The following is a 20,142-nucleotide window of genomic DNA, read 5'->3' on the forward strand; positions in this document are numbered from 1 at the left end:
GACGGGCATAATTCGGGATGTTCATTATGGCGGTCGATCGTTCATTTTAATGAATAGTGCTCGCTGCGCCCCGGAGTTTCTCATGCCGGTGCGCCGCTGGCGCCGGCAAGCGGGACGCACAGGATGGATATGAAGACTCGGGGAACCCTGGAGATGGTCGCGGCCATGGTGATTTCCGGCACCGTGGGCTGGCTGGTGGTGGGTTCGGGACAGGCGCCCTGGATCGTGGTGTTCTGGCGCTGTGTCTTCGGAGCACTGGCGATGCTGCTGGCCTGCGCCGCCCTGGGCCTGTTGCGCGGCCTGCGCCTGAGCGGGCGGCAGTTGGCGCTGATCGCCCTGGGCGGTTGCGCCCTGATGCTCAACTGGATGCTGCTGTTCAGTGCCTACAGCCAGGCGTCGATTGCAGTGGCCACGGTGGTCTATCACACCCAGCCGTTCATGCTGGTGGGCTTGGGCGCGCTGCTGTTCGGCGAACGCCTGACGCTGGGCAAGTTCGGCTGGCTGGCCCTGGCATTCGCCGGGATGCTGTTCATCGTCTGCGCTCGGCCTGATTCGGGGAGGGGCGAGGGCAACTACCTGGTCGGCATCCTGCTGGCTTTGGGCGCGGCTTTCTTCTATGCCATTGCCGCGGCGACCACCAAGCAGTTGCGCGAGGTTCCTGCACCCTTGATCGTGCTGATCCAGATGCTGGTCGGCCTGCTGCTCAGCGCTCCCTTCGCGCTCGGGGCCCGCGCGGTTCCGGCCGGGGAGGCGTGGATCTACTTGATGACGATCGGGGTGATTCACACCGGGCTGATGTCGACCTTGCTTTATGGGGCCATCCAGCGGCTGTCCACGGTGCTGGTGGGGGCCTTGTCGTTCATCTACCCATTGATGGCGGTGCTGGTGGACTGGCTGGCCTTCGATCACCGGCTGGACGGGCTGCAGATCCTGGGCGGCGTGGCGATCCTCCTGGCGGCCGCCGGACTCAACCTCGGCTGGAGCCTGCGCTTGAACGGCGTTCGCCGACACGATGCAACATGGGATTAAGCCTGCGCCTGCTGGATTTTCCCTATGCCCAGGCATGGCAACTCCTGTATTGCCTGGCGCACCTGCAACCGTGCCTGGGGGACTGGCTGGTGGCCGGCCAGACCCACCTGTTTGTGAGGCAGTGAGAGATATGGCACTAAAGGAAACTGGTGGGAAGAAGAGGGAAGAAACAGGGTGAGGTAGGAAAGACGGGGGGTGGAGCCTGTTAGGTAGGAAATATCAGTGCCAAATGAGGTGCGAAAGCAAAATTCCGTAGTGAGAATGAAAAGGCCCGTTTTAAGCGGGCCTTTTGGCGCTAGTGCTCAGATCATCCATCCGCCTGACCAGACTACCCTGCCAACCACCTGTAAGCGTTCCAAGCGGTCTGCCGACACGCTGATCGGCGGGTAGGCTGTGTTGGCGCTAATAACCATGACGCCGCCGTCCAACTGGCGCTGTAGCCGCTTGGCGTAGAGCAAGTCATCAAGGCGGATCACATAAACCCCTTCTCCTTGGATGACATTGCGGGAAAGGTCCACCATAACCGTGTCGCCGTCCTTCATAAATGGCTCGTTTGAATCGCCGTCTACGCGTACTGCGGCAAGCTCCGAGGGCGTCAGGCCCTTTTTGCGCAAGCTGTACTTGGTGAACGCTAGCATGGTCAGGATGCGGGCGCCCTCGCTCCATGCGGCATGACCCTGGTTGATGTAAGCATCATATAAAGGGACGTAGGCGTAAGTGTCTTCATCCTCTGCATGTTCTGGCTGTCTCTCACTGGGCAGCATCTCGCCTCGCCCTGACGCGATCCAGTCCAGGGATACCCCTACCGCAGACGCAAGAAGTGCCAGCGAGTTAAACGCTGGTACGCCTTCCCCCGCGATCCAGCGGTGAAGCGACGACAATCCCACATTCGCAGCTGCGGCAGCCTGTTTTCGGGATTCAAAAAGGTCAGCCACCGCCGCAATACGGGTTTCTATTCCCGTATTCGGAAAAGAAACCGCATTTTCGCCACGTGGAGGATGTTTCTTTTCTGTGTAAGTCACTGATTCCACGGGTTTTTTCCCAGTGCCCTCGATATAGAGACCCAAATTCGGAATAAAAACTCCCGAATTCGGTTTACCAAGTCCCGTATACGGGATATATTGTCCTGAACCGGCCGTTAGAGGGCCGAAAAAAACCACCCTTAGACGATGGTTATGCAATGAAACCCTTCGACATACCGCTTGATATCGAAAGCCGCTGGGAGTGGATCAAATTCCAGCTCCGACTACGCGGAACAAATCTTGCCGAGCTGGCGCGAGAACATGGCCTGAATGATCGGGCGATCCGCAACGCGAAGAAACGGCCGTATCCGAGTGTGGAGCGGGCAATCGCCAAGGCCCTCGGGCTTGAGCCGGTCCAAATTTGGCCGGAACGCTGGAAAGATGGCGGCTTGCCCATTCGCCAGCGTCCGAACCGAGCTGAGTCCAATTCGGTATATCGAAAGCATACCGAAAAAGGTCCGGTTGGTCACAGTAAAACCCAGCGGAAAGACTCCGATGCGTAATTGGTATTCGTTGCAAGAGCTTGCAGGACTTCCGGGGCTTCCAGGCACAGTGCCTGGCATCCGAAAGCTTGCTGCGCGCCTCGGGTGGGAAGGTCAGAAACGTACCGGAAGCAAGGCATTGGAGTATCCATTCTCCTGCTTGCCAGTCGAAACCCAGGCGGCCTTGATGGCTCAATCGGTTGCTGAGGCAAGGCCAACAGAAGCGTTAGCCCCTGTTGTGTCGCAAGTAGTTTTAGCGGCTAGAACTGAATCGGTAATACCTAAGTCGGTGTCACGGCTGAATGATGTTCAGCGAGAAGTCATGATCGCCCGGCTTTGTTTCATCCGTGAAATCGAACGGATGAGCGCCGTCAGTTCCCAAAAGCGGGCGATAGAAATTCTGGTGAGGCAGTCCCATGACGGCGCCCTTAGTCCGTACCTAATGAACCGCCTTGAATTGGCGAACCACAAGAAATCGGATGACCGTGCCCTTTCTGAACGCACTCTCAAGCGTTGGATCGCTGCGTATCGTGTTAATGGGGAGGCGGGACTTGCTCCGTTGCGCCAGAGGCAGGGCCTAACTGTTCCTGAATGGGCGAAGGATTTTCTCAGGTGCTACCAGAGACCAACCAAGCCCAGCATTGCGGCAAGCTACACCGAGTTTGCGCGTGGCTATAAGGGCACGTTACCTAGCATTCACGCTGTCCAGCGCTTTCTGAAAAAACTGTCCCCTGAAGCCCTGCAAGCCGGCCGGATGAGCGCTCAAGAACTAAAAATGCTCCAGCCATTCCGGCGTCGGACCACAAAACATCTGTTTCCTGGTGATGTGTATACAGCTGACGGCCACAAGTTCGACGCGGAAGTTATCAACCCAATTACGGGAAAACCTTACAGGCCGGAGATTACTACTGTCCTGGATGTGGCTACGCGTCGTGTGGTCGGCATTTCCGTGGGTGAGGCCGAGTCGGCAATTGGAGTGCTCGATGCCCTGCGGGATGCAGTGCGTAAATGCATGTTCGGCATTTTTTATGTCGACAACGGCTCTGGCTTCGACAACGACATGGTTCGAGAGGTGGTCGATCGGCTGGGCGGCACCATGCAGCATTCGATCCCCTATAACAGCCAGGCACGAGGGCTTTCGGAGCGAGGGCACCAGACCATATGGGTTCGGGCAGCCAAGAAACTGACGAGCTACATCGGTGCCGAAATGGACAAGCATGCGGGGACCCGAGTGCACCGCCTGGGTCGCAAGCAGCTCAAGGAGACTGGCGCCACTCGTTTGATGCCGACCTTTGGGGAGTTTATGGCTGGGGTTGAGGATGAAATCTCTACCTACAACAGAACACCACACCGAGGGTTACAAAAGATTCGTGACCCTTACACAGGGATTCAGCGGCATCCAAGCCCCGACGAAGCTTGGCAGGCAGCGATTGATCAAGGCTGGGAGCCGATAGTCGCTACCCCGGAACTGGTTGAGTCGTTGATGCGACCGCAAGTGATCAGGAAAACCCATCGTGGCGAAATCCAATGGATGAGCCAGACCTATTTCCTTGATGGTCTTCGGTCCTTGCATGGTCAAGAAATACGGCTGGCATATGACGTTAGAGATGCTGAGCGTGTGTGGGCATATGCGTTAGACGGCGAGTTGATCGGTGAAGCCCGATTGGATGGTAACTCATCGGATTACATGCCAATGAGCATGGTGGAAAAGAGCCGGGCCAAGCGTGAGCAGGGTCAGGTCAAGCGCTCGGTAGATAAGCTGGAAACGTTGACAGGTCGCCGGGTCGAGATGATCGCACCTACCACAGCGCCGCCCGCAAACCTTTCGGTGGAGGCTCTGGAGGCTGCAAGAGAGTACGCAAAGTCATTAGAGCAGCAGCGCCCGGAATTCGTGATTCCTGGCGATGACGTGGCGCGATACAGGCTTTGGATTCAACTGGATCAGAAGAAAACGGCTGGGGAAGAGCTTAGCCAAGAAGAAGCCCGGTGGCATGAGCGATACCCAAACCACCAGGACTTCATTGCGATGCAAGAAGTATTTCAACAACACGCGGGATAAAGATATCCCCGCCTAAAGGAAGTCGGCGTGTTGCAGCACGCCGGACTAGATAGGAGAAGCACAGTGAGTGTAGCGAAAATTGTTCCTTTGACAAATGTCGGTCTGTTGTCCGGCGCAATGAGTCGCGCTATGGCGCGTCCAGTAGGGCTGCCAGGACTGGTGGCTATGTATGGGCCAAGTGGTTATGGCAAGAGCGCTGCGGCGGCATTTTCCGCTAATCAGCATCGTTGCTATTACATCGAATGTCGCGATACATGGAGTAAAAAAGCGTTTCTGGACGCCATTCTTCGGGAGATGAGTCTACTGCCTTGCCGCACATTATCGGAAATGGTTGACCAGATCGCCGTCCAGCTTTCCACCTCGCGTCGCCCATTGATAGTCGATGATGTGCAATATCTGCTGGATAAGTCTGTCGCGAATGTGCTGACAGATATCTACAACGCGAGCGAAGGAACAATTGTCCTTATCGGCGAAGAGCGTGTTCCAGCATCGCTTCAGCGTTTAGAGCGTTTACATAATCGTGTGCTGGAGTGGGTTCCCGCACAGGCAGCAACTCTCGACGATGTGCGCCAACTGGCGCGAGACAACTATCCAGGTGTCAGTTTCGCAGATGACCTGTTGTCTGATTTGAATAACGCAACTAAGGGCTGCCTACGTCGAGTGGCGGTGAACCTCTACAAGGTCCAATCCGAAGCTTCGGCAATGATGCTTGACCAAGTGGATTTGAAAGCTTGGGGAAAGCGTGGTTGGTACACGGGTGAGGCCCCTACCCGGAGGGCTGTGTAATGGCAGGCCGGAACCCTCAACTTATCGTTTCAGGCGGTAAGAGCCCAAAGCAGCGTATGTGGGAAGCAGTGCGCGTCTTGGCTCAAGGATTCAATGTTCACGATATCGCAAGGCGTAGTAATCAAATGCCTTATGACATCGCTCGTTACCTTGATGCATTAACAAAGGCGGGTGTGGTCGAGATTGTGGAGGATGATTATTGCAAGGGGAAAACTCGCCTTTACAAGTTGGTCAAGGATGAGGGCGCCGAACACCCGCGCCTCAATAACAAAGGTGAGCGCACTTATGACCACCTGGCTACAGAGAATATCTGGCGTTCCCTTCGCATTCTTCGGGGGAATGTAACGGTTCGGGATGTAGTAAGTGCAGCGTCGGTTGGCACGGTGTCGCTTACGGCTACAAAGGTTAGACAGTACCTGAATGCCCTTAGTGAAGCTGGTTATTTGGCTAAGACTCCGTGTGATAGGCCCAGGGGGATTCCTGAGTTTTTCCGTCTCATCCCAAATAAAGACACCGGTCCTCGCCCTCCGGAGATTCGGCAGCTTGAGTCATTGCAGATTTACGACCCGAATCTCAATCGGCTGATTTACACGAAAACGACCGGTTCGCCCGGCGCGGATCGTAGTTTGATTGAGCCCAGTATCGATTTGGCGCGGACCCGAGAGCTATTGGGCGAATGGTTGACCTTGGCAAGCACTGCGAAGGGGCCTGTCCTGCTTCCGACTGACTTGGTGCAGCGAACTCAGCTTGAGTTGGCTTCACAGGAAGAGTCAGGGGGCTTGCAATGAACAAAGCCGTAAATATCTCGAAGTGGGGGGATGAGCCGCCGTTGTTCATCCGCTTGCTCGCTGCGGAAGTAACTGCGACTAACAGAACAAAGGCTGCGGCTCGGATCGGTATGAGTCGGTCTGCGGTGAGCCTAGTTCTTGGAAACAAATACCCAAGCCCAAGCACTGTCCGCGTTGAAAAGCGCGTTATGGATGTGCTCGGCCGTATTGAGTGTGTCGCCATTGGCGACACACTGACAGTCGAACAGTGCCAGGGGTTCTACCAGCGCCAGGCACCGACCCATAACCCACAGGCAATGCAGCATTGGCGAGTCTGCCAGCAGTGCCCGTTTAACCCGAACTGTGGAGGAAAAGCCAATGCAACAGTGCACTAAGCCAACTACTCAGATTCACCTGAAAGGCCCTGGCCTGATTCAGTTGATGTTCGCTGGTCAATGTGTCGGATTCGCGGTGTCCTACCGCTCTGCTGGTCATGTAGCTGATCAGTTAGACCAACTTTTTTCGTTGATTCCAAATCGCAGTGTGAATTCTGGCGTTGATGCGACATCGGAAGTTTCGTTCGGTTCAATGGGCTCAGAAAAATGTGACATTTCTGGTCAGTGCCCGGTGCTGACGCTTTGGGTTGTCGAGGCAAAGGACGGTACGCCAATCCGCTTTTTCACTTCGGAGAAAGTAGCGCGCTGGTTCCGGGATGCGGTCGAGACATACGACGAAATGCGGCCGCCGACTGATGAAGGCGGGGAATGGTCGACTGCCCAAATTGACTGGTTCCGCAATCACCCGGCACCCATGGCGTCGGCCTGCGGTGGCTCGCTGACAGTCCGAAAGCTGGGGGTGCACTGATGCGTACTCGTTGCCCGAACTGTGGTGCGACGCTTTCGCTCGATGCGCTGATTGCACACGACGGTGCTCGTGAGGCGCTGGGGGTGGCGTTCAAGCTATCCGGTTCTCTCGGGCATGCCTTGGTGCGCTACTTGGGCCTGTTCCGGCCGGAAACCCGAGAGCTGACTATGGATCGAGTGGCAAAGCTGCTGGGCGAGCTGCTGCCTGACTTGCAGTCTCAGCGTATCGAGCGTGGCGGACAGGTCTTTCAGGCACCGCCTGAGTGTTGGATCTGGGCGATTGATCAGACGTTGGCTGCACGTGAAGCCGGTCGCCTTGCAACGCCGCTGAAGGGTCATGGGTGGTTGTATCAGGTCATGAGCCAGTACCAGGCCAACGCCGTGACGCCGATTTTGGCACCAGAAATGAGGCAGCCGCCACGCTTGGCCCCGCGTCCGCAAAGCGCGACAGCCACGGCCGTGGCTGCGCTTGAGGAGCGAATGAATGGCTGAAAAGTGGTTCGTGCGAGCAATCGGCACGGGTCTTCAGGGGTTAGTCACTCTGCGTCTGGACGGTGCTCCCGCCGCAGATGCGGTGACTATGACACTCGATGTCTGGCTGATCGCGCTCACCAAGAACCGTCAGTGGGATGAGGAGCTGGATGCTGAGCGTATCAAGGCGACTTTCGAGTCACTGTTTGCAGGCTGCGAAACCTGGCCGTCACCTGCTCGGTTTCTGCGTGATTTGAAACCTCGCAAGTTGCCGGTGGCGTTGCCGAAGCCAGAGCGAAGCACTGAACAGTTGAAGAGCGGTAATGCGGCGCTGGACAACATCGTCGCGACCCTCAAGGGGCGGGCCGGCACTCAACGTGTCACCGCATTGAAGACAGATAAGCAGTTCGAATACTCCCGGCAGCGCTCGCAACAAGTCACCGCTGCGGAACTGAATAAACGGGATTCTCAATTTATGGAGCAACAAGACAAATGAGTAACGTTCCTCAAGGTTTTTTGAAAGATGCCAAAGGTCACTTGGTGCCGCTGGAGTTGGTTAAACCAATCGACATGGCCCGTGACGAGCTGGTCAGAGAGCTGGTCGACCGCGCTAAGTCTGTGTCGGCAGCGCTGGCGCAGTTCAAGGCAGCCGCCTTTGGCGACATCAAGGCATTCGTCGAAATGTCGGCCGAGCAGTACAAGGCCACCATTGGTGGCAAGAAAGGAAACGTCACCCTGCTGTCGTTTGACGGGCGCTACAAGATCATTCATGCGGTGCAGGATTCGATCAAGTTCGACGAGCGCCTACAGGCAGCCCGCGCTCTGATTGACGAGTGCGCAGCGGAGTGGACTCAAGACGCTCGCAGCGAGGTACGCGTGTTGGTGAATGAGGCATTCCGCACGGACAAGGCCGGGGAAATTAGCACCGGCCGAGTTCTCGGACTGCGCCGACTGGATATTGAGGACGAGCGCTGGCAACGCGCAATGCAGGCCATCGGTGATGCCGTCCAGGTCGTGGGTTCGAAGAGCTACATCCGGGTCTATGAGCGCATCGGGACGTCAGATCAGTACGCACCGATTCCGCTGGATGTCGCAAGCATCTTCGTCGACGACCAGGCGTCGTCGACCCTGCATTGATCCCCGATTTCTACCAATTCCCGAATCGAGAGAGTAGTCCAAATGGCTAAATTCCAAATCACCGTAGATGACGCTGAAGGCGCTGTTTCTATCAGCATCGACAACCAAAAAGATTTGCACAGCAGCCCAGCGGGTCGTGTGGTCGACGCCATGGTTAATGGCGCAAAGCTGCTGGGGCGCATTGCGCTGCCAATCTGCTCGCCTATGCCTGGCTGTGACTGCGAGGTCTGCAAGGCGACCCGCGAGCTGTTGCAGACCAAACCCACTATCCACTAAGCGAAACCACCCCGGCCTGACCGGGGATGGTCTGCCCGCCGTGGTGGCCGGGCACTGACGAGCAGCCGAGGACGACATGCAGCAAGCAGACTGGGATGAACTGAAAAAGCAGATGAGTACCCCTTACGGGTCTATGAAGTTGAAGTGCGATGACTATGAAGTTGACCTGGTGCAGATGATTGAGTCAGGCAAGAAATCCTGGGGCACTACGGTTTACGTCGACGGATACCTCAAGGGTATCTGGCTCAGCTGCAACCATAAAACCGGCGAAACCGAACATGAAGAAACGCGCCGTTTCTACCGCAAGAGCGAACGCGGCCTGTACAAAAAGAAGGAGCTTGAGGCTTATCGGAAGGTTTTCGGGAAGCGAGATGCTGACAAAAAGGCCGCCCAAAAATTCATCACCTATGACTGGTCCTGGAAAAACTTCAACTCGCTGAGGAAGCATCTTGAAGCCAACAACACCAGCATTGAGCGCCTGCACTGAGCGGCGACAACTTCGCGATAGATAGGACATCACATGGACCGTATCAAGGCCCTGGACAAGATCAAGAAATGCCTACGGCTGGCGACCAGTGCTAACGCTCATGAAGCGGCTGTAGCAATGCGCCAGGCTCAGGCGCTGATGCAGCAGTACGGTATCGGTCAGACCGACGTGAACATGGCGGACGTGCTTGAGTGCACCGCAGTAGCTGGTTCAAAGCGGACCCCGGCGAAATGGGAGGCGCAACTGGCTCACACCGTGGCAAGGGCTTACACCTGCAAGGTGATCTTTGCCAGTGGGATTGGGCGCTGGAACTTCATCGGCGAAATGGCTGAGGTGGCTGGGTACACCATGACTGTGCTGCTGCGCCAGGTACGCCAAGCGCGCCGCGACTTCACTCTGACTCGACTCAAGAACTGCAAGCAGGCGACAAAGGTGCGTCGTGCCGATGTGTTCTGCGAGGCGTGGGTTCACGCGGTTTATGAGCAGGTCGCAACCTTCGCAGGGGCCAAGCTGTCCCCGGCTGTTGAGCAGTACCTGGCCCACCACTATCCAGACCTGGTGCAGCAGAAACCACGGGATCGCAACGCCACCACTCGCCGCAAGGCTGGGATTCGGGCTATCGGAGATGCGCTGCATGGAGTGTTGGCTGCGGCTGATGTGCGCCTGAATCACGGCATGGCCACTGAGGCGCCGTTGGCGTTGGGCGCCTCATGAACAGGCGCAACCAGCAACTCAGCAAGATCCACATCGCGAAGAAAGAGCTGTCGCTCGATGACGAAACCTACCGCTCCTTGCTGAGTCGGGTGACGGGCAAATCATCAGCCAAGGACTTGAGCCCGGTCCAGGTCGCGGCGGTGCTGAGCGAGCTTGAACGATTGGGATGGCAGCCAAAGAAAGGCCGGGCCAAACCTAAGCCTACGGCGGACCGGGCAAAGCTGGTTGGCAAGATCGAGGCTCAGTTAGCTGAAGCCGGCCGACCGTGGGAGTACGGCGACGGCATGGCAAAACGGATGTACCAGGTAGAGCGGCTGGAGTGGCTTGACTCATTGCAGTTGCGGGGAGTTGTCACTGCTCTAGCCAAGGACGCACAACGAAATGGGAGAAGACAATGAATAATGGAGAGTTATTTGAAAGTGGGGAGGTCGATAAATTAGACCCTGCTAAAGTGTTGGCGCATATGAACGATGCGGTGGTGCTGGCACGGTGGGAAGGAACGCTGACTGAAATGGCCGGTATTGCTGAGAACAAGTTGCGCCAAGTGTTGCCGGACAAGTTCGACGAAGTGCCGAATATCGCCCGAGCGGTTGTGTACGCGATATGCGAAACCATGGGCGGTTCTGTTGTTTATATCCCTCGCGGCGATACATTGCGTAGGGCATTGCGAGACGCGGAGATCTTTCGCGCCTGGAGGGAGAAGAACGTGCGGCCTGATGTACTGGCCCGCAAGTTTGACCTGTCCAGTCAGGCTGTTTATGACATTATTGCGCGTCAACGCGTACTGCATCGGCAGCAAGAGCCAGACCTCTTCGGGTACGAAGATGTGCCAAAGCAGTTGCACTAACCGACATCTCAATAAGCCCCGCACTGCGGGGCTTATTGCTTAAAGCCTCCGGAAATACAGCACCCGCGCAACGCGGGCGAATCTAGCCAGGTCCATTTCATCTGGCAGATTCGAACATGTTTGAGCACGAACCTCTTTCAGCGGGATACGCACAACGCGTCATTGACGAGCGCTGCGAGACAGTGCGCCAAAAGATGATCGATGAATGCCCGAGCGAATGGCGAACCTATGTCATTTCGCGGGTCGCAATTCATCGGCGGCAAGTAGCTAAAGACGCCAGCCAAGGTGGTCAGCGCTACAAGTCTTCCCCAGCCCGCACCCCCAAAACTGGGCGCTACATCGCACCGGACCAGTGCCGGGGCAATTCAGGCGTAGCCGCAAGCGCTATCGCCAAGATCCGCGCCGCTCTCAATCCCACAACGGAGGTTCATCAATGAGCCATCTTCGCAGCCGCCTGCGTCTTCGGCGGCCCCGTGCACCACGCCTTACCTTCTGGTCGCTCATCACCATCGGCCTACTGGTCGCGCTCTATCTCGTTGCCCCAACCAAGATCGCGGTTGTTCTCTACAAGGTCGCGTTGGTCACTGGTGGTGGCGTGTTGGGCTACTGGATCGACCGCGCTTTGTTCCCGTATGCCAGGCCCGATCAGGTCCGAGCAGTGCACCAGCCATGGGCGGGTATCCGCCGCGCCCTGATCGTACTGGCCTGCATCATCGGCCTGACTCTGGGGCTCTGACCATGGGCAACAACTACCTCACGCCTTTGATACTGCTGTTCATCATCCCGATGGCCGCGATTCTAAGCAGCGTACCCACTGTCCGTGCTGACGTGCCAGCAGAGGCTCAGCAGTACCGCCGCGAACTGACCCGTATCGCACAAGCCGAGTGGGGGCTCGATGCACCTGTCGCGACATTCGCCGCCCAGGTGCATCAGGAATCGCGGTGGCGGTTCAATGCTAAGTCTCCCGTGGGCGCTCAAGGGCTGGGGCAGATCATGCCCACCACCGCCTCCTGGCTTGCACAAACTTTCCCGCGCACGCTGGGCGACGTTGAGCCCTACAACCCCACATGGTCGCTGATGGCTCTGGTTACCTACGACCGATGGCTGGCAAGTCGCATCAAAGGTCGTGACGCCTGTGAAAAGCACGCGATGGTGTTGGCGTCCTACAACGGCGGCCTAGGCTGGCTGATCCGTGATCGCAAGCTGGCGTCGGCAAAGGGCGCCGACCCGCTGGTTTGGTTCGGTTCCATCGAGCGGTTCAACGCGGGCCGCTCGGCCGCCGCCTTCAATGAAAACCGGGGTTATCCGCGCCTCATCCTCAAGACCCTTGAAGCCCGATATATCGCCGCTGGTTGGGGTGAAGGGGTGTGTTCGTGAACGCCATCAAGCCTTTGCTCATCTGGCTCGCTGTCATCGCTGTTGCTGTTGGAGGCCTGACCCTGACGTACCGCGATGGCTACGACCAGGGTTTCGCCTTGGCGAAAGCTGAGGGTGAGGCAGTGCTGGGCAAGCAGGCTAAAGAGCGTGAGGCGCAGATGCGCCGCCTCGCTGAGTCCGCCGCTGTTGAGCTGAAGAAGGCCGCAGACGACCTGATCGCTGAGCGGGCCAGAAGCAATCAGCTGGCGGCTGAACTCGGCGCAAAGCGGGAAGAGCTGCGAGCCGTCACCGACAAACTCAACGGAGAAATTCAACGTGTCACGACCAAATATCGCCGCGCTATCGATGCGCAGCCTGAGCCGCTACCTCCTGCTGTCTTCACTGCTGGCTTTGTACGCGTGTGGAACAGCGCGCTCTTTGGCACCGCCTCCCCAGTTGCAGTGCCTTCCTCCAGCTCAGCCTCCAGCCGAACTGATGCGACTGGCACCGGAGCCGGAACCGCTGACGACCTGATCGCGGGAGTGACCCGCGCTGACCTGCTGGCTAACCACGTGCGAAACAGCGAGGGCTATGCCTTGTGCCGTGCCCAGCTCAAGAAACTGATCGAATGGAATGCAAAAAATGGAAGTAACTGACATGGCCACCGAAGTGGAAGAGGCCTTTCGTGAGCATGCGCTAGCCGCGCAGCTCGCGCTTGGAGGCAGCTTTCAAGGGATATCGGCAACTCACTGCGAGCACTGTGGTGAAGCAATTCCCGAAGGTCGTCGACTGGCGCTGCCAGGTGTGGCGCTCTGCGTGCCGTGCAAGGAGCATGTCGAACGGATGGGTGGCCGATGAGCACTGTCGAGCTGCCGGTCTGGCAGTTGATCAGCATCGGCGTCGGCCTGGTCGGCGCACTGCTGGCCCTCCTGAAGCTGCTGGTCGCCGCCATCGAGCGCCGCCTCGACCAGCGCTTCGCGCTGATGGATGGCCGCTTCGAAGACCTCGCCAAAGACTCCGACCGACTGCGACAGGTCGAGATTGGTCTTGAGAGGCTGCGCGGGGAGATGCCGTTGCACTACGTGCGCCGGGAAGACTTTGTGCGCAACCAAACCGTCATTGAGGCCAAGCTCGACGCGGTGGCACTCAAGCTTGAAAACGTGCAGCTCCGGGGAGCCCGTCAATGAATATTGATCCAGCTAAAGTGCGCCGCGAATCGCTGCGCTGGTACATCCTGCTCACTCTCAACACTAGCCGCCCGGTCGACCCGCATGAAGCAGTAGTGCTGTCCACGGTGCAAGGCATCTATCCCGATGCCACTGCGCTGGAGCTGCGTCGTGAACTGGACTACCTATGCGACCGCTCCCTGGTCACACTCGTGAAGTCCCCGGCCGGGCCATGGGTTGCCGGTCTCACAGCACTTGGCGTCGATATCGCCGAGTACACCGTCGAATGCCGGGCGGGCATCTCGCGCCCAGAGAAGTACTGGTAATGCCTCCGCGCAGCAAAGTCGCCGCGCTGCCGGCCGAGGTGAAAACCTGGTTGGATCAGTCGTTGGTCGAATCGAATTTTAGCGGCTACGAGCTGCTTTCTGCTGAGCTGGAGTCGCGTGGCTATTCCATTGGCAAGAGCGCGCTGCATCGGTACGGGAGTGAGTTCGAGGACAAGCTTGCCGCCCTGAGGATGTCCAGCGAACAGGCTAAGGCCGTAGTCCAAGCCGCTCCAGATGATGAGGGCGCGGTCAACGAGGCGTTGATGCGGCTGGTGCAAGAGCACCTGTTCAAGCTGCTCATGACCTCGGGCGGCAAGATCGATCTGCCCAAGGTTGCCAAGGCCGTTGCAGAGTTGGGCCGGGCGTCTGTCGTGCAGGCGAAGTGGAAGGCTGAAGTCCGGGCCAAGGCCGAGGACGCGGCGAATCAGGTCGAGAAAATCGCTAAGAAAGGTGGACTCAGCGCCAAGACGGTAGCAGAGATTCGCCGGGAAATATTGGGGGTTGCCTCGTGACTCTACCAACGCTGTATACGGCGTGGCATCTGGACTGGAGGTTTGGGCGCCGTCGCAATCGAGGTACTGCATTTAGGACAGGTTTTTATGCGGGCGCCCTGCAGGGTGACTGCTACGGATTCAGTCTCCAGGCAGTTGGTGCAGAAGAACTGGGTTGGTTCTGCATCGGCCTCGGTCTTCAGAACGTACGTAGAACCCCCAGTCTGGAAGAGCTTAAGAGTGTACTGCGCCATAACGTCTTTGGACTGATTCGCTTGATCCCTTTCGGTCTCAAGCGTTTGAATCCGCTGGACCAACTCCATCTGGCTAAGCTGCGCTTCGAGCAGCTTTTGCTGAAGTTCCAGAAGGTTGTTGTTCAGCGCGTAGACGCGCTCGCGGATGATTCCCTCGTCGCGAATCGTGAGCAGCGACTGGCCGATATCCTTAATGGTCTTCGCGCTCTCCACTGCACCTGTAAGCCAGTCAATCATTTTGCACCTCTGCGACATATTGATGATCGCAACAGCCTAGCATTCTGGAGGTGTACGTGAGCAGCTTGTCTATGTTGAGTTCTGCCGGCGTTGCTGCTCCGTCAGTCCTTCTGGAGTATCAAAAGGATTGGGTCAACATTCGCGCGCCCCTCAAGGTCGCCGAGAAATCGCGCCGGATCGGCCTGACCTGGGCGGAGGCTGCCGACAATGTGCTTGTGGCTTCCGCAGAAAAGAAGGCCGGGGGGCAGACGGTCTACTACCTGGGTTACAACCAGGACATGACGGTCGAGTACATCCAGGCCTGTGCAATGTGGTCGCGCGCCTTCAACTACGCTGCGGGCGAGATCGAGGAGGGTATTTGGCCGGATGAGGACCCGGACAAGCACATCAAGACCTTCACCATCGTGTTCCCCAGTGGGCACCGTATTGTCGCCCTTACCAGTCGACCGAGTAACCTTCGCGGTCGCCAAGGGGTGGTGGTGATCGATGAGGCCGCGTTTCACCAGGATCTGGCTGAGCTGCTGAAAGCCGCACTGGCTTTGCTGATCTGGGGTGGTGAGGTGCACGTGATCAGTACCCATGACGGCACTGAGAACGCATTCAACGAGCTTGTTGAGGACATCCGGGCGGGTAAGCGAAAGGGCGTGGTGTTCCGATGCACGTTCCGTGAGGCTGTCGAAGATGGCCTGTATGACCGGGTGTGCATGCGCAAAGGTATTCCGTTCGTTGAGTCGGAGCGTGATGCCTGGGTGCAGGATGTCTATGACTTCTACGGCGAAGCAGCCAATGAGGAGCTTGATTGCATCCCGAGCCAGGGCGGCGGCGCGTACCTTTCGCTGGCCCTGGTCGAGAGCCGTGCAAGTCGAGAATCTCCGGTGCTGCGCCTCAAGTACCCGCAGGGTTACGAGACAGCGCCAGAGCATGTGCGCCTGGCTGAGTCGCTGGAGTGGTGCGAGCGAGAGCTGCTGCCGTTGCTGAAGGCCATGCCGACCGACGCACAGAGTTTCTATGGGATGGACTTCGCTCGCTCGGGCGACTTGTCGGTCTTCTGGCCGCTGCTCAAGGAGCAGAACCTGCGCAAGCGCTCACCGTTCGTGCTGGAGATGCGGAACGTACCGTTCAAGCAGCAAGAGCAGATTCTCTTCTATGTGGTCCGGCGCCTGCCGAACTTCCTCAAGGGCGCGCATGACGCCCGAGGCAACGGCCAGCAGATCGCCGAGGCTGCTGCTGTGGAGTTCGGATTTAACCGTATTGAGCAGGTCATGCTCACCGAGGGCTGGTATCGGGACAACATGCCGCCATTCAAGGCCGCGCTTGAGGACGACACCCTTTATGGCATACCTGCCGACAAGGACGTTACAGGAGACGTGCGTGCTTTCCGGGTGGTGAAAGGCGTCGCGCGTATCCCTGAACAACGAACCACGGAAAAAGGCGGCGACAAGCGCCACGGTGACGCGGGCGTAGCCCTCGTCCTTGCTGACTTCGCCAGTCGGCAGGAGGTAGAAATCTTTGAATATCACCGCGTCCAGCAATCGACTCAGCATGACCGACAGGTTAAGCATGGGGCGGGTTGGCGCTCAGGAAAAGGCATCTGGTAATGGCACGTTCACCCATCGTCGATCAATACGGCCGAGCCATCGAATACGATCAGCTCTGTGAGGATGTGGCCGCGCCGCGTGTAACCGGTGTGCGCCAGGTTTGGCACCCATCTGTGGCAGGTGGTCTGACGCCTGAGCGTCTTGCCTCCTTGTTGCAGGCCGCTACTGAAGGAGACGCCCGCGACTACCTGACTCTTGCTGAAGAAATGGAAGAGCGGGACCTGCACTATGCGTCGGTACTCGGTACGCGCAAGCTTGCCTTGGCAGGACTCAACATCCGAATCGAAGCCGCCACCGATGACGCGGAAGATGTTCGCCGGGCTGACATCGTGCGCGAGGTCGTTGAGTCGGCTGAATTTGGCGAGGCGCAAACTGACCTCACTGACGCCCTGAGCAAAGGTTACTCAGTAGTTGAGATCATATGGGACCGCAGCGGTAAGACGTGGGTGCCCGAGCGCTTCGAATTGCGCGACCCAAGGTTCTTTCAGTTCGACCGGGAAACCGGCCAAGAGCTGCGCCTGCTCGATGAGGCAGACATGCTCAACGGCATCGCGCTGGCTCCCTACAAGTTCATTGTGCATCGTCCGAGGCTGCGCGCTGGCTTGCCGATCCGTGGTGGTCTGGCGCGCTTAGCGGCGGTCGGCTACATGTGCAAGGCGTGGGTGTGGAAAGACTGGATGGGCTTTGCTGACATCTACGGTATACCGATGCGCGTGGGTCGCTATGGGCCGAATGCAAGCAAGGAAGACATAGGCGTGCTGATGTCGGCTGTGGCGAACCTTGGAAGCGATGCGGCCGCCGTTATTCCCGAATCCATGCGGATCGACTTCACCCAAGCTGCCAACGTCAATGGTGCAGGCGAGTTCTTTAAAGGTCTGGCTGAATGGTGGGACAAGCAAATGTCCAAGGCCATTGTCGGCCAGACCATGAGCGCAGACGATGGGGCCAGCCTGGCTCAGGCCAAGGTTCACAACGAGGTTCGCCTGGATCTGCTGGAAGCCGATGCCAAGGCCGAGTCGAACACGTTGAACCGGATGTTCGTGCGGCCTTTCTGCGACCTGAATTTTGCACCTGGTCGACGCTATCCGAAGTTGATCATTGATGTGCCGAAGCCTGAAAACCTTGAGCTGCTGATCAAGGCTGTTACGGCGTTCGTCCCATTAGGGTTGCGGGTCGAGCAGTCGGTTATCCGCGACAAGTTTGGCCTGCCTGAGCCTGCAAAGGACGCAGAGGTTCTCGGGGCTTCGGTTACGCCTGCGGCTCCTGTGGCTACTGCACTCAATCGAGAGGGGGTAGTGGTCCCGGCAGTGGTGCCGGATATCGTAGACAGCCAGGTCGAGACGCTTGAGGCGGCTGTCGCCGCGCCCATGGATGAGATGGTGGATGCAATGAAGGAGCTGTTGGAATCGGTGTCCAGTCTTGAGGAGTTTCGCGACCGCCTGATCGAGACTTACCCCTCAATGAGCACGGCCCAGCTCGCCAATGCAATGGCCGATGGGATGATGGCTGCGAGCTTGGCCGGCCGATACGACGTACTTAGGGGGCTTTAGCCGACCTTTCTGGCTTTGCCTTCTGCTTTCAGAAGGTTGAAAGCGGACTTGTTCAAGTCGAAGGTTGCTGCGCCCACGTAAACAGTTACTGCGTCCAGTTCGGCAACGGAGTAAGTGCCTGCCGGGATAGAGTCCAGGCCTCCGGCAACGTTGCGACATTGGCAGTCTTCAAATCTATAGAGAACGGATTGAAATCTTCCCATCTTGAACTCCGTGAGTGGTGAAAATGGCAGTATCTCATGGCAATTTGCCATTTCAAGAACAGATCGACTACTTCAGGGGCAAGACCAATCTGCCCTCCCGGGCCTGGACAGATGCGTACGCTACTGAGCATGACTGGGCTTTCGTCGTGGCTGGGGCAACCAAGCGCGATCTGCTGTCCGACATGCGCGGTGCTGTAGAAAAGGCAATCACGACGGGCCGCACCCTGGAACAGTTTAGGACAGACTTCGACACCATCGTCGCCCAGCACGGCTGGGAGTACAACGGCGGCCGGGCCTGGCGGACGCGCACCATCTTCGAGACGAACCTGCGGCAGTCCTATAACGCAGGCCGTGAGGAACAGATGGCTGACCCAGAGCTGCGGAAGAAGCGGCCCTATGGCCTCTACCGCCACGGCGACAGCGCTCGCCCGCGCCCTCAGCACCTGGCGTGGAATGGCACGGTTCTGCCGCTCGATGACGCTTGGTGGTCATCGCACAGCCCGCAGAACGGCTGGGGCTGCAAGTGCAAAAAGTTCATGGTCAGCGAGCGAGACGTTGAGCGTATGGGCCTCAAGGTTGGGCCGGCTCCAGTGATCGAGTACGAAACCCGCATCATCGGCGTCAACAGCCCCAACGGCCCGCGTAGCGTGCGTGTACCACTGGGTATCGATCCTGGTTTCGAGCATGCACCGGGTCAGTCGCGCTTGTCCTCAGCCGTGCCGATGCCGCGAGCCCATGACCCGCTGCCTGTGCCTGGTAACGCCAATCCGGCGCCGCGAGCTGGGCTGCCAAACCGTCGCCCGCCAGGCCCGCTGCCTACGCCTCGTCCGGTTGCAACCAGTCGGGTCATGCCCGAAGGGCTGGCAGATGACGAGTATATCGACCGCTTTCTTGGGGAGTTTGGTGCCGCTGCGGACAGTCCTGCTGTGTTCAAGGATAAGGTTGGCGACAGCGTGGTGGTTGGCCGCGACATGTTCGCTGACGGTGCCATATCCGGCGCGCCAAGGGGCGGTAAGGCGCGTGAGCTGCTGTTGCTGGCTGACGCATTGAAAGAGCCGGATGAGGTATGGACCAGGCTCGAATGGCAGCATGAGCAGAATAAGGCCGTAATGCGTCGCCGCTATATCCGCCAGTTCAAGCTTCCCGGTGAAGCGGTGCCCGCACTGGCGGTGTTTGAGGTGGGAAGCGACGGTTGGAGTGGCATCACCACGCTTGCACCTGCCGCCAGTGATTCCGGTTACCTAGAACAACTTCGCCTCGGCGTGCGGCTCTATCGCCGCTCGGGCCGCGAGTGATCAGTACATATAAAGGAGGCATCCGTGGCAGGGGCAGTGCTTGATGTAACCATTGATACGTCGGTAGCCGGACGCGGGCTGGAGCTGCTGATTGAGCGCCTTGGCTCGTTGAGGGTGCCGCTTAACGACATTGGTGAGTATCTGCACATGTCCGTTGACGGGCGGGCACGGCGCCAGGTTGGGCCGGATGGATCGCCTTGGGCTCCCTTGTCGCCGCGCACCCTTGCAAGGAAGCGCGGAAATAAAATCCTCCGCGATACGGGTGCGCTGCTCGACACGCTGCGTCACCAGGTCAGCAATGAAGAACTCCAGTTCGGTACAGACCGGCCCTACGGAGCTATCCACCAGTTCGGCGGCAAGGTCAATCATGCGGCTAGATCGCAGCAGGTGTACTTCAAGGAGAAAGGTGGCGTGGTCGGCAACCGCTTCGTGAAGAAGAGGCAATCGAATTTCTCACAGTGGGTGACGCACGGAGCGAGATCCGTAGAAATGCCAGCGCGTCCCTACCTTGGATTGTCGAGCGAGGACGAGGTGGAGATTGTGGAGATCGTTGGTGCCTACCTGAAGGGGTAAGCGGGTCATCTAAAAAATTGCTCATTTGAGCGTGCTGAAGGGCATAGCTGGTGCATCCGGCTGGGAATCGAGCTAAAGCACCGTTAGACCACCGTTAGATTTCGTTCTGGGGCCATCGTCGGCCAGTAGCTGGCATTGAGATTCTTCTAAAGG

General features: G+C 58.1%; 29 protein-coding genes and 1 other RNA gene. 28 read left to right on the forward strand and 2 right to left on the reverse strand.

The annotated features are described in order from the left end of the window. Nucleotides 1-123 precede the first annotated feature (123 nt). Complete coding sequence (locus LGQ10_RS29625; RefSeq protein WP_226524019.1) at nt 124-1,029, forward strand: DMT family transporter; 906 nt, start codon at nt 124-126, stop codon at nt 1,027-1,029. Further along, nucleotides 1,020-1,154 carry a hypothetical protein gene (locus LGQ10_RS31380; RefSeq protein ID WP_264194085.1) on the forward strand — a complete coding sequence of 45 codons (135 nt, stop codon included), beginning with the start codon at nt 1,020-1,022 and terminating at the stop codon, nt 1,152-1,154. The genes LGQ10_RS29625 and LGQ10_RS31380 overlap by 10 nt, the downstream gene beginning before the upstream one ends. Before the next feature lie 177 nt (nt 1,155-1,331). Here LGQ10_RS31380 and LGQ10_RS29630 read toward each other — a convergent pair whose 3' ends face one another. After that, on the reverse strand, nt 1,332-2,060 hold the full coding sequence (locus LGQ10_RS29630) for a S24 family peptidase (protein WP_226524020.1): 729 nt from the start codon (nt 2,058-2,060) through the stop codon (nt 1,332-1,334). A gap of 149 nt (nt 2,061-2,209) precedes the next feature. Here LGQ10_RS29630 and LGQ10_RS29635 point away from each other — a divergent pair, with 149 nt between their 5' ends. From LGQ10_RS29635 to LGQ10_RS29740, 22 genes are all read left to right on the forward strand, one after another. Continuing rightward, a complete protein-coding gene (locus LGQ10_RS29635; protein ID WP_226524021.1) occupies nt 2,210-2,554 on the forward strand; it encodes a helix-turn-helix domain-containing protein in 345 nt (114 codons plus the stop codon). Next, nucleotides 2,547-4,592: a DNA-binding protein gene (locus tag LGQ10_RS29640; RefSeq protein ID WP_226524022.1), complete on the forward strand. Its 2,046-nt coding sequence runs from the start codon at nt 2,547-2,549 to the stop codon at nt 4,590-4,592. Before LGQ10_RS29635 ends, LGQ10_RS29640 begins: the two co-directional genes overlap by 8 nt. A gap of 63 nt (nt 4,593-4,655) precedes the next feature. After that, a complete protein-coding gene (locus LGQ10_RS29645; protein WP_226524023.1) occupies nt 4,656-5,378 on the forward strand; it encodes an AAA family ATPase in 723 nt (240 codons plus the stop codon). A 125-nt stretch (nt 5,379-5,503) separates the two neighbouring features. Beyond that, on the forward strand, nt 5,504-6,166 hold the full coding sequence (locus LGQ10_RS29650; RefSeq protein ID WP_226524024.1) for a hypothetical protein: 663 nt from the start codon (nt 5,504-5,506) through the stop codon (nt 6,164-6,166). A 357-nt stretch (nt 6,167-6,523) separates the two neighbouring features. Continuing rightward, nucleotides 6,524-7,009 carry a hypothetical protein gene (locus LGQ10_RS29655; RefSeq protein WP_226524025.1) on the forward strand — a complete coding sequence of 162 codons (486 nt, stop codon included), beginning with the start codon at nt 6,524-6,526 and terminating at the stop codon, nt 7,007-7,009. Next, entirely contained in the window at nt 7,009-7,500 is a 492-nt protein-coding gene (locus tag LGQ10_RS29660; RefSeq protein WP_226524026.1) for a hypothetical protein, read from the forward strand. Before LGQ10_RS29655 ends, LGQ10_RS29660 begins: the two co-directional genes overlap by 1 nt. Beyond that, nucleotides 7,493-7,975, forward strand: coding sequence for a hypothetical protein (locus LGQ10_RS29665; protein WP_226524027.1), 483 nt, complete (start codon nt 7,493-7,495; stop codon nt 7,973-7,975). The genes LGQ10_RS29660 and LGQ10_RS29665 overlap by 8 nt, the downstream gene beginning before the upstream one ends. Beyond that, nucleotides 7,972-8,616 (forward strand): DUF3164 family protein, encoded by a 645-nt coding sequence (locus tag LGQ10_RS29670; RefSeq protein ID WP_226524028.1) that lies wholly within the window; start codon nt 7,972-7,974, stop codon nt 8,614-8,616. Before LGQ10_RS29665 ends, LGQ10_RS29670 begins: the two co-directional genes overlap by 4 nt. A 42-nt stretch (nt 8,617-8,658) precedes the next feature. After that, nucleotides 8,659-8,892 carry a hypothetical protein gene (locus LGQ10_RS29675; RefSeq protein ID WP_226524029.1) on the forward strand — a complete coding sequence of 78 codons (234 nt, stop codon included), beginning with the start codon at nt 8,659-8,661 and terminating at the stop codon, nt 8,890-8,892. Continuing rightward, nucleotides 8,891-8,963: hammerhead ribozyme type II (locus LGQ10_RS29680), an RNA gene on the forward strand. The genes LGQ10_RS29675 and LGQ10_RS29680 overlap by 2 nt, the downstream gene beginning before the upstream one ends. A 5-nt stretch (nt 8,964-8,968) precedes the next feature. Then, on the forward strand, nt 8,969-9,379 hold the full coding sequence (locus tag LGQ10_RS29685) for a hypothetical protein (protein ID WP_226524030.1): 411 nt from the start codon (nt 8,969-8,971) through the stop codon (nt 9,377-9,379). Between the two features lie 33 nt (nt 9,380-9,412). Beyond that, entirely contained in the window at nt 9,413-10,093 is a 681-nt protein-coding gene (locus tag LGQ10_RS29690) for a DUF2786 domain-containing protein (protein ID WP_226524031.1), read from the forward strand. Next, a complete protein-coding gene (locus LGQ10_RS29695; protein ID WP_226524032.1) occupies nt 10,090-10,491 on the forward strand; it encodes a gp16 family protein in 402 nt (133 codons plus the stop codon). Before LGQ10_RS29690 ends, LGQ10_RS29695 begins: the two co-directional genes overlap by 4 nt. Continuing rightward, entirely contained in the window at nt 10,488-10,940 is a 453-nt protein-coding gene (locus LGQ10_RS29700; RefSeq protein WP_226524033.1) for a Mor transcription activator family protein, read from the forward strand. Before LGQ10_RS29695 ends, LGQ10_RS29700 begins: the two co-directional genes overlap by 4 nt. A 116-nt stretch (nt 10,941-11,056) precedes the next feature. Further along, the gene (locus tag LGQ10_RS29705) at nt 11,057-11,377 is read left to right on the forward strand and encodes a hypothetical protein (protein ID WP_226524034.1); all 321 of its coding nucleotides are present in this window, start codon (nt 11,057-11,059) and stop codon (nt 11,375-11,377) included. Beyond that, nucleotides 11,374-11,676 carry a putative holin gene (locus LGQ10_RS29710; protein ID WP_226524035.1) on the forward strand — a complete coding sequence of 101 codons (303 nt, stop codon included), beginning with the start codon at nt 11,374-11,376 and terminating at the stop codon, nt 11,674-11,676. Before LGQ10_RS29705 ends, LGQ10_RS29710 begins: the two co-directional genes overlap by 4 nt. A 2-nt stretch (nt 11,677-11,678) precedes the next feature. Beyond that, entirely contained in the window at nt 11,679-12,317 is a 639-nt protein-coding gene (locus tag LGQ10_RS29715; protein ID WP_413247577.1) for a transglycosylase SLT domain-containing protein, read from the forward strand. Continuing rightward, nucleotides 12,314-12,952 (forward strand): DNA-packaging protein, encoded by a 639-nt coding sequence (locus LGQ10_RS29720; protein ID WP_226524036.1) that lies wholly within the window; start codon nt 12,314-12,316, stop codon nt 12,950-12,952. The genes LGQ10_RS29715 and LGQ10_RS29720 overlap by 4 nt, the downstream gene beginning before the upstream one ends. Before the next feature lies 1 nt (nt 12,953). Next, nucleotides 12,954-13,154: a TraR/DksA C4-type zinc finger protein gene (locus LGQ10_RS29725; RefSeq protein ID WP_226524037.1), complete on the forward strand. Its 201-nt coding sequence runs from the start codon at nt 12,954-12,956 to the stop codon at nt 13,152-13,154. Continuing rightward, entirely contained in the window at nt 13,151-13,483 is a 333-nt protein-coding gene (locus tag LGQ10_RS29730; protein WP_226524038.1) for a hypothetical protein, read from the forward strand. Before LGQ10_RS29725 ends, LGQ10_RS29730 begins: the two co-directional genes overlap by 4 nt. Beyond that, entirely contained in the window at nt 13,480-13,788 is a 309-nt protein-coding gene (locus LGQ10_RS29735) for a hypothetical protein (RefSeq protein WP_226524039.1), read from the forward strand. The genes LGQ10_RS29730 and LGQ10_RS29735 overlap by 4 nt, the downstream gene beginning before the upstream one ends. Continuing rightward, a complete protein-coding gene (locus LGQ10_RS29740; protein ID WP_226524040.1) occupies nt 13,788-14,300 on the forward strand; it encodes a DUF3486 family protein in 513 nt (170 codons plus the stop codon). Before LGQ10_RS29735 ends, LGQ10_RS29740 begins: the two co-directional genes overlap by 1 nt. A gap of 2 nt (nt 14,301-14,302) precedes the next feature. Here the strand turns inward: LGQ10_RS29740 and LGQ10_RS29745 are convergent, their stop codons facing one another. Further along, nucleotides 14,303-14,770, reverse strand: coding sequence for a hypothetical protein (locus LGQ10_RS29745; RefSeq protein ID WP_226524041.1), 468 nt, complete (start codon nt 14,768-14,770; stop codon nt 14,303-14,305). Between the two features lie 56 nt (nt 14,771-14,826). Here LGQ10_RS29745 and LGQ10_RS29750 point away from each other — a divergent pair, with 56 nt between their 5' ends. From LGQ10_RS29750 to LGQ10_RS29765, 4 genes are all read left to right on the forward strand, one after another. Continuing rightward, a complete protein-coding gene (locus LGQ10_RS29750; protein WP_264194086.1) occupies nt 14,827-16,368 on the forward strand; it encodes a hypothetical protein in 1,542 nt (513 codons plus the stop codon). Next, nucleotides 16,368-17,918 carry a DUF935 domain-containing protein gene (locus LGQ10_RS29755; RefSeq protein ID WP_226524042.1) on the forward strand — a complete coding sequence of 517 codons (1,551 nt, stop codon included), beginning with the start codon at nt 16,368-16,370 and terminating at the stop codon, nt 17,916-17,918. The genes LGQ10_RS29750 and LGQ10_RS29755 overlap by 1 nt, the downstream gene beginning before the upstream one ends. A 226-nt stretch (nt 17,919-18,144) precedes the next feature. Then, on the forward strand, nt 18,145-19,416 hold the full coding sequence (locus LGQ10_RS29760; RefSeq protein WP_226524043.1) for a PBECR2 nuclease fold domain-containing protein: 1,272 nt from the start codon (nt 18,145-18,147) through the stop codon (nt 19,414-19,416). Between the two features lie 24 nt (nt 19,417-19,440). Further along, nucleotides 19,441-19,989, forward strand: a complete 549-nt coding sequence (locus tag LGQ10_RS29765; RefSeq protein WP_226524044.1) for a phage virion morphogenesis protein — start codon at nt 19,441-19,443, stop codon at nt 19,987-19,989. Nucleotides 19,990-20,142: the final 153 nt, after the last annotated feature.

The sequence above is a fragment of the Pseudomonas sp. L5B5 genome, assembly GCF_020520285.1.
Classification (GTDB): domain Bacteria; phylum Pseudomonadota; class Gammaproteobacteria; order Pseudomonadales; family Pseudomonadaceae; genus Aquipseudomonas.

Coding starts and splice junctions, on each gene's coding strand:
- LGQ10_RS29625 (WP_226524019.1), top strand. CDS start 124: ATGGATATGAAGACTCGGGGAACCCTGGAGATGGTCGCGGCCATGGTG.
- LGQ10_RS31380 (WP_264194085.1), top strand. CDS start 1,020: ATGGGATTAAGCCTGCGCCTGCTGGATTTTCCCTATGCCCAGGCATGG.
- LGQ10_RS29635 (WP_226524021.1), top strand. CDS start 2,210: ATGAAACCCTTCGACATACCGCTTGATATCGAAAGCCGCTGGGAGTGG.
- LGQ10_RS29640 (WP_226524022.1), top strand. CDS start 2,547: ATGCGTAATTGGTATTCGTTGCAAGAGCTTGCAGGACTTCCGGGGCTT.
- LGQ10_RS29650 (WP_226524024.1), top strand. CDS start 5,504: ATGCCTTATGACATCGCTCGTTACCTTGATGCATTAACAAAGGCGGGT.
- LGQ10_RS29655 (WP_226524025.1), top strand. CDS start 6,524: ATGCAACAGTGCACTAAGCCAACTACTCAGATTCACCTGAAAGGCCCT.
- LGQ10_RS29660 (WP_226524026.1), top strand. CDS start 7,009: ATGCGTACTCGTTGCCCGAACTGTGGTGCGACGCTTTCGCTCGATGCG.
- LGQ10_RS29665 (WP_226524027.1), top strand. CDS start 7,493: ATGGCTGAAAAGTGGTTCGTGCGAGCAATCGGCACGGGTCTTCAGGGG.
- LGQ10_RS29670 (WP_226524028.1), top strand. CDS start 7,972: ATGAGTAACGTTCCTCAAGGTTTTTTGAAAGATGCCAAAGGTCACTTG.
- LGQ10_RS29675 (WP_226524029.1), top strand. CDS start 8,659: ATGGCTAAATTCCAAATCACCGTAGATGACGCTGAAGGCGCTGTTTCT.
- LGQ10_RS29685 (WP_226524030.1), top strand. CDS start 8,969: ATGCAGCAAGCAGACTGGGATGAACTGAAAAAGCAGATGAGTACCCCT.
- LGQ10_RS29690 (WP_226524031.1), top strand. CDS start 9,413: ATGGACCGTATCAAGGCCCTGGACAAGATCAAGAAATGCCTACGGCTG.
- LGQ10_RS29695 (WP_226524032.1), top strand. CDS start 10,090: ATGAACAGGCGCAACCAGCAACTCAGCAAGATCCACATCGCGAAGAAA.
- LGQ10_RS29700 (WP_226524033.1), top strand. CDS start 10,488: ATGAATAATGGAGAGTTATTTGAAAGTGGGGAGGTCGATAAATTAGAC.
- LGQ10_RS29705 (WP_226524034.1), top strand. CDS start 11,057: ATGTTTGAGCACGAACCTCTTTCAGCGGGATACGCACAACGCGTCATT.
- LGQ10_RS29710 (WP_226524035.1), top strand. CDS start 11,374: ATGAGCCATCTTCGCAGCCGCCTGCGTCTTCGGCGGCCCCGTGCACCA.
- LGQ10_RS29715 (WP_413247577.1), top strand. CDS start 11,679: ATGGGCAACAACTACCTCACGCCTTTGATACTGCTGTTCATCATCCCG.
- LGQ10_RS29725 (WP_226524037.1), top strand. CDS start 12,954: ATGGCCACCGAAGTGGAAGAGGCCTTTCGTGAGCATGCGCTAGCCGCG.
- LGQ10_RS29730 (WP_226524038.1), top strand. CDS start 13,151: ATGAGCACTGTCGAGCTGCCGGTCTGGCAGTTGATCAGCATCGGCGTC.
- LGQ10_RS29735 (WP_226524039.1), top strand. CDS start 13,480: ATGAATATTGATCCAGCTAAAGTGCGCCGCGAATCGCTGCGCTGGTAC.
- LGQ10_RS29740 (WP_226524040.1), top strand. CDS start 13,788: ATGCCTCCGCGCAGCAAAGTCGCCGCGCTGCCGGCCGAGGTGAAAACC.
- LGQ10_RS29745 (WP_226524041.1), bottom strand. CDS start 14,770: ATGATTGACTGGCTTACAGGTGCAGTGGAGAGCGCGAAGACCATTAAG.
- LGQ10_RS29755 (WP_226524042.1), top strand. CDS start 16,368: ATGGCACGTTCACCCATCGTCGATCAATACGGCCGAGCCATCGAATAC.
- LGQ10_RS29760 (WP_226524043.1), top strand. CDS start 18,145: ATGGCAGTATCTCATGGCAATTTGCCATTTCAAGAACAGATCGACTAC.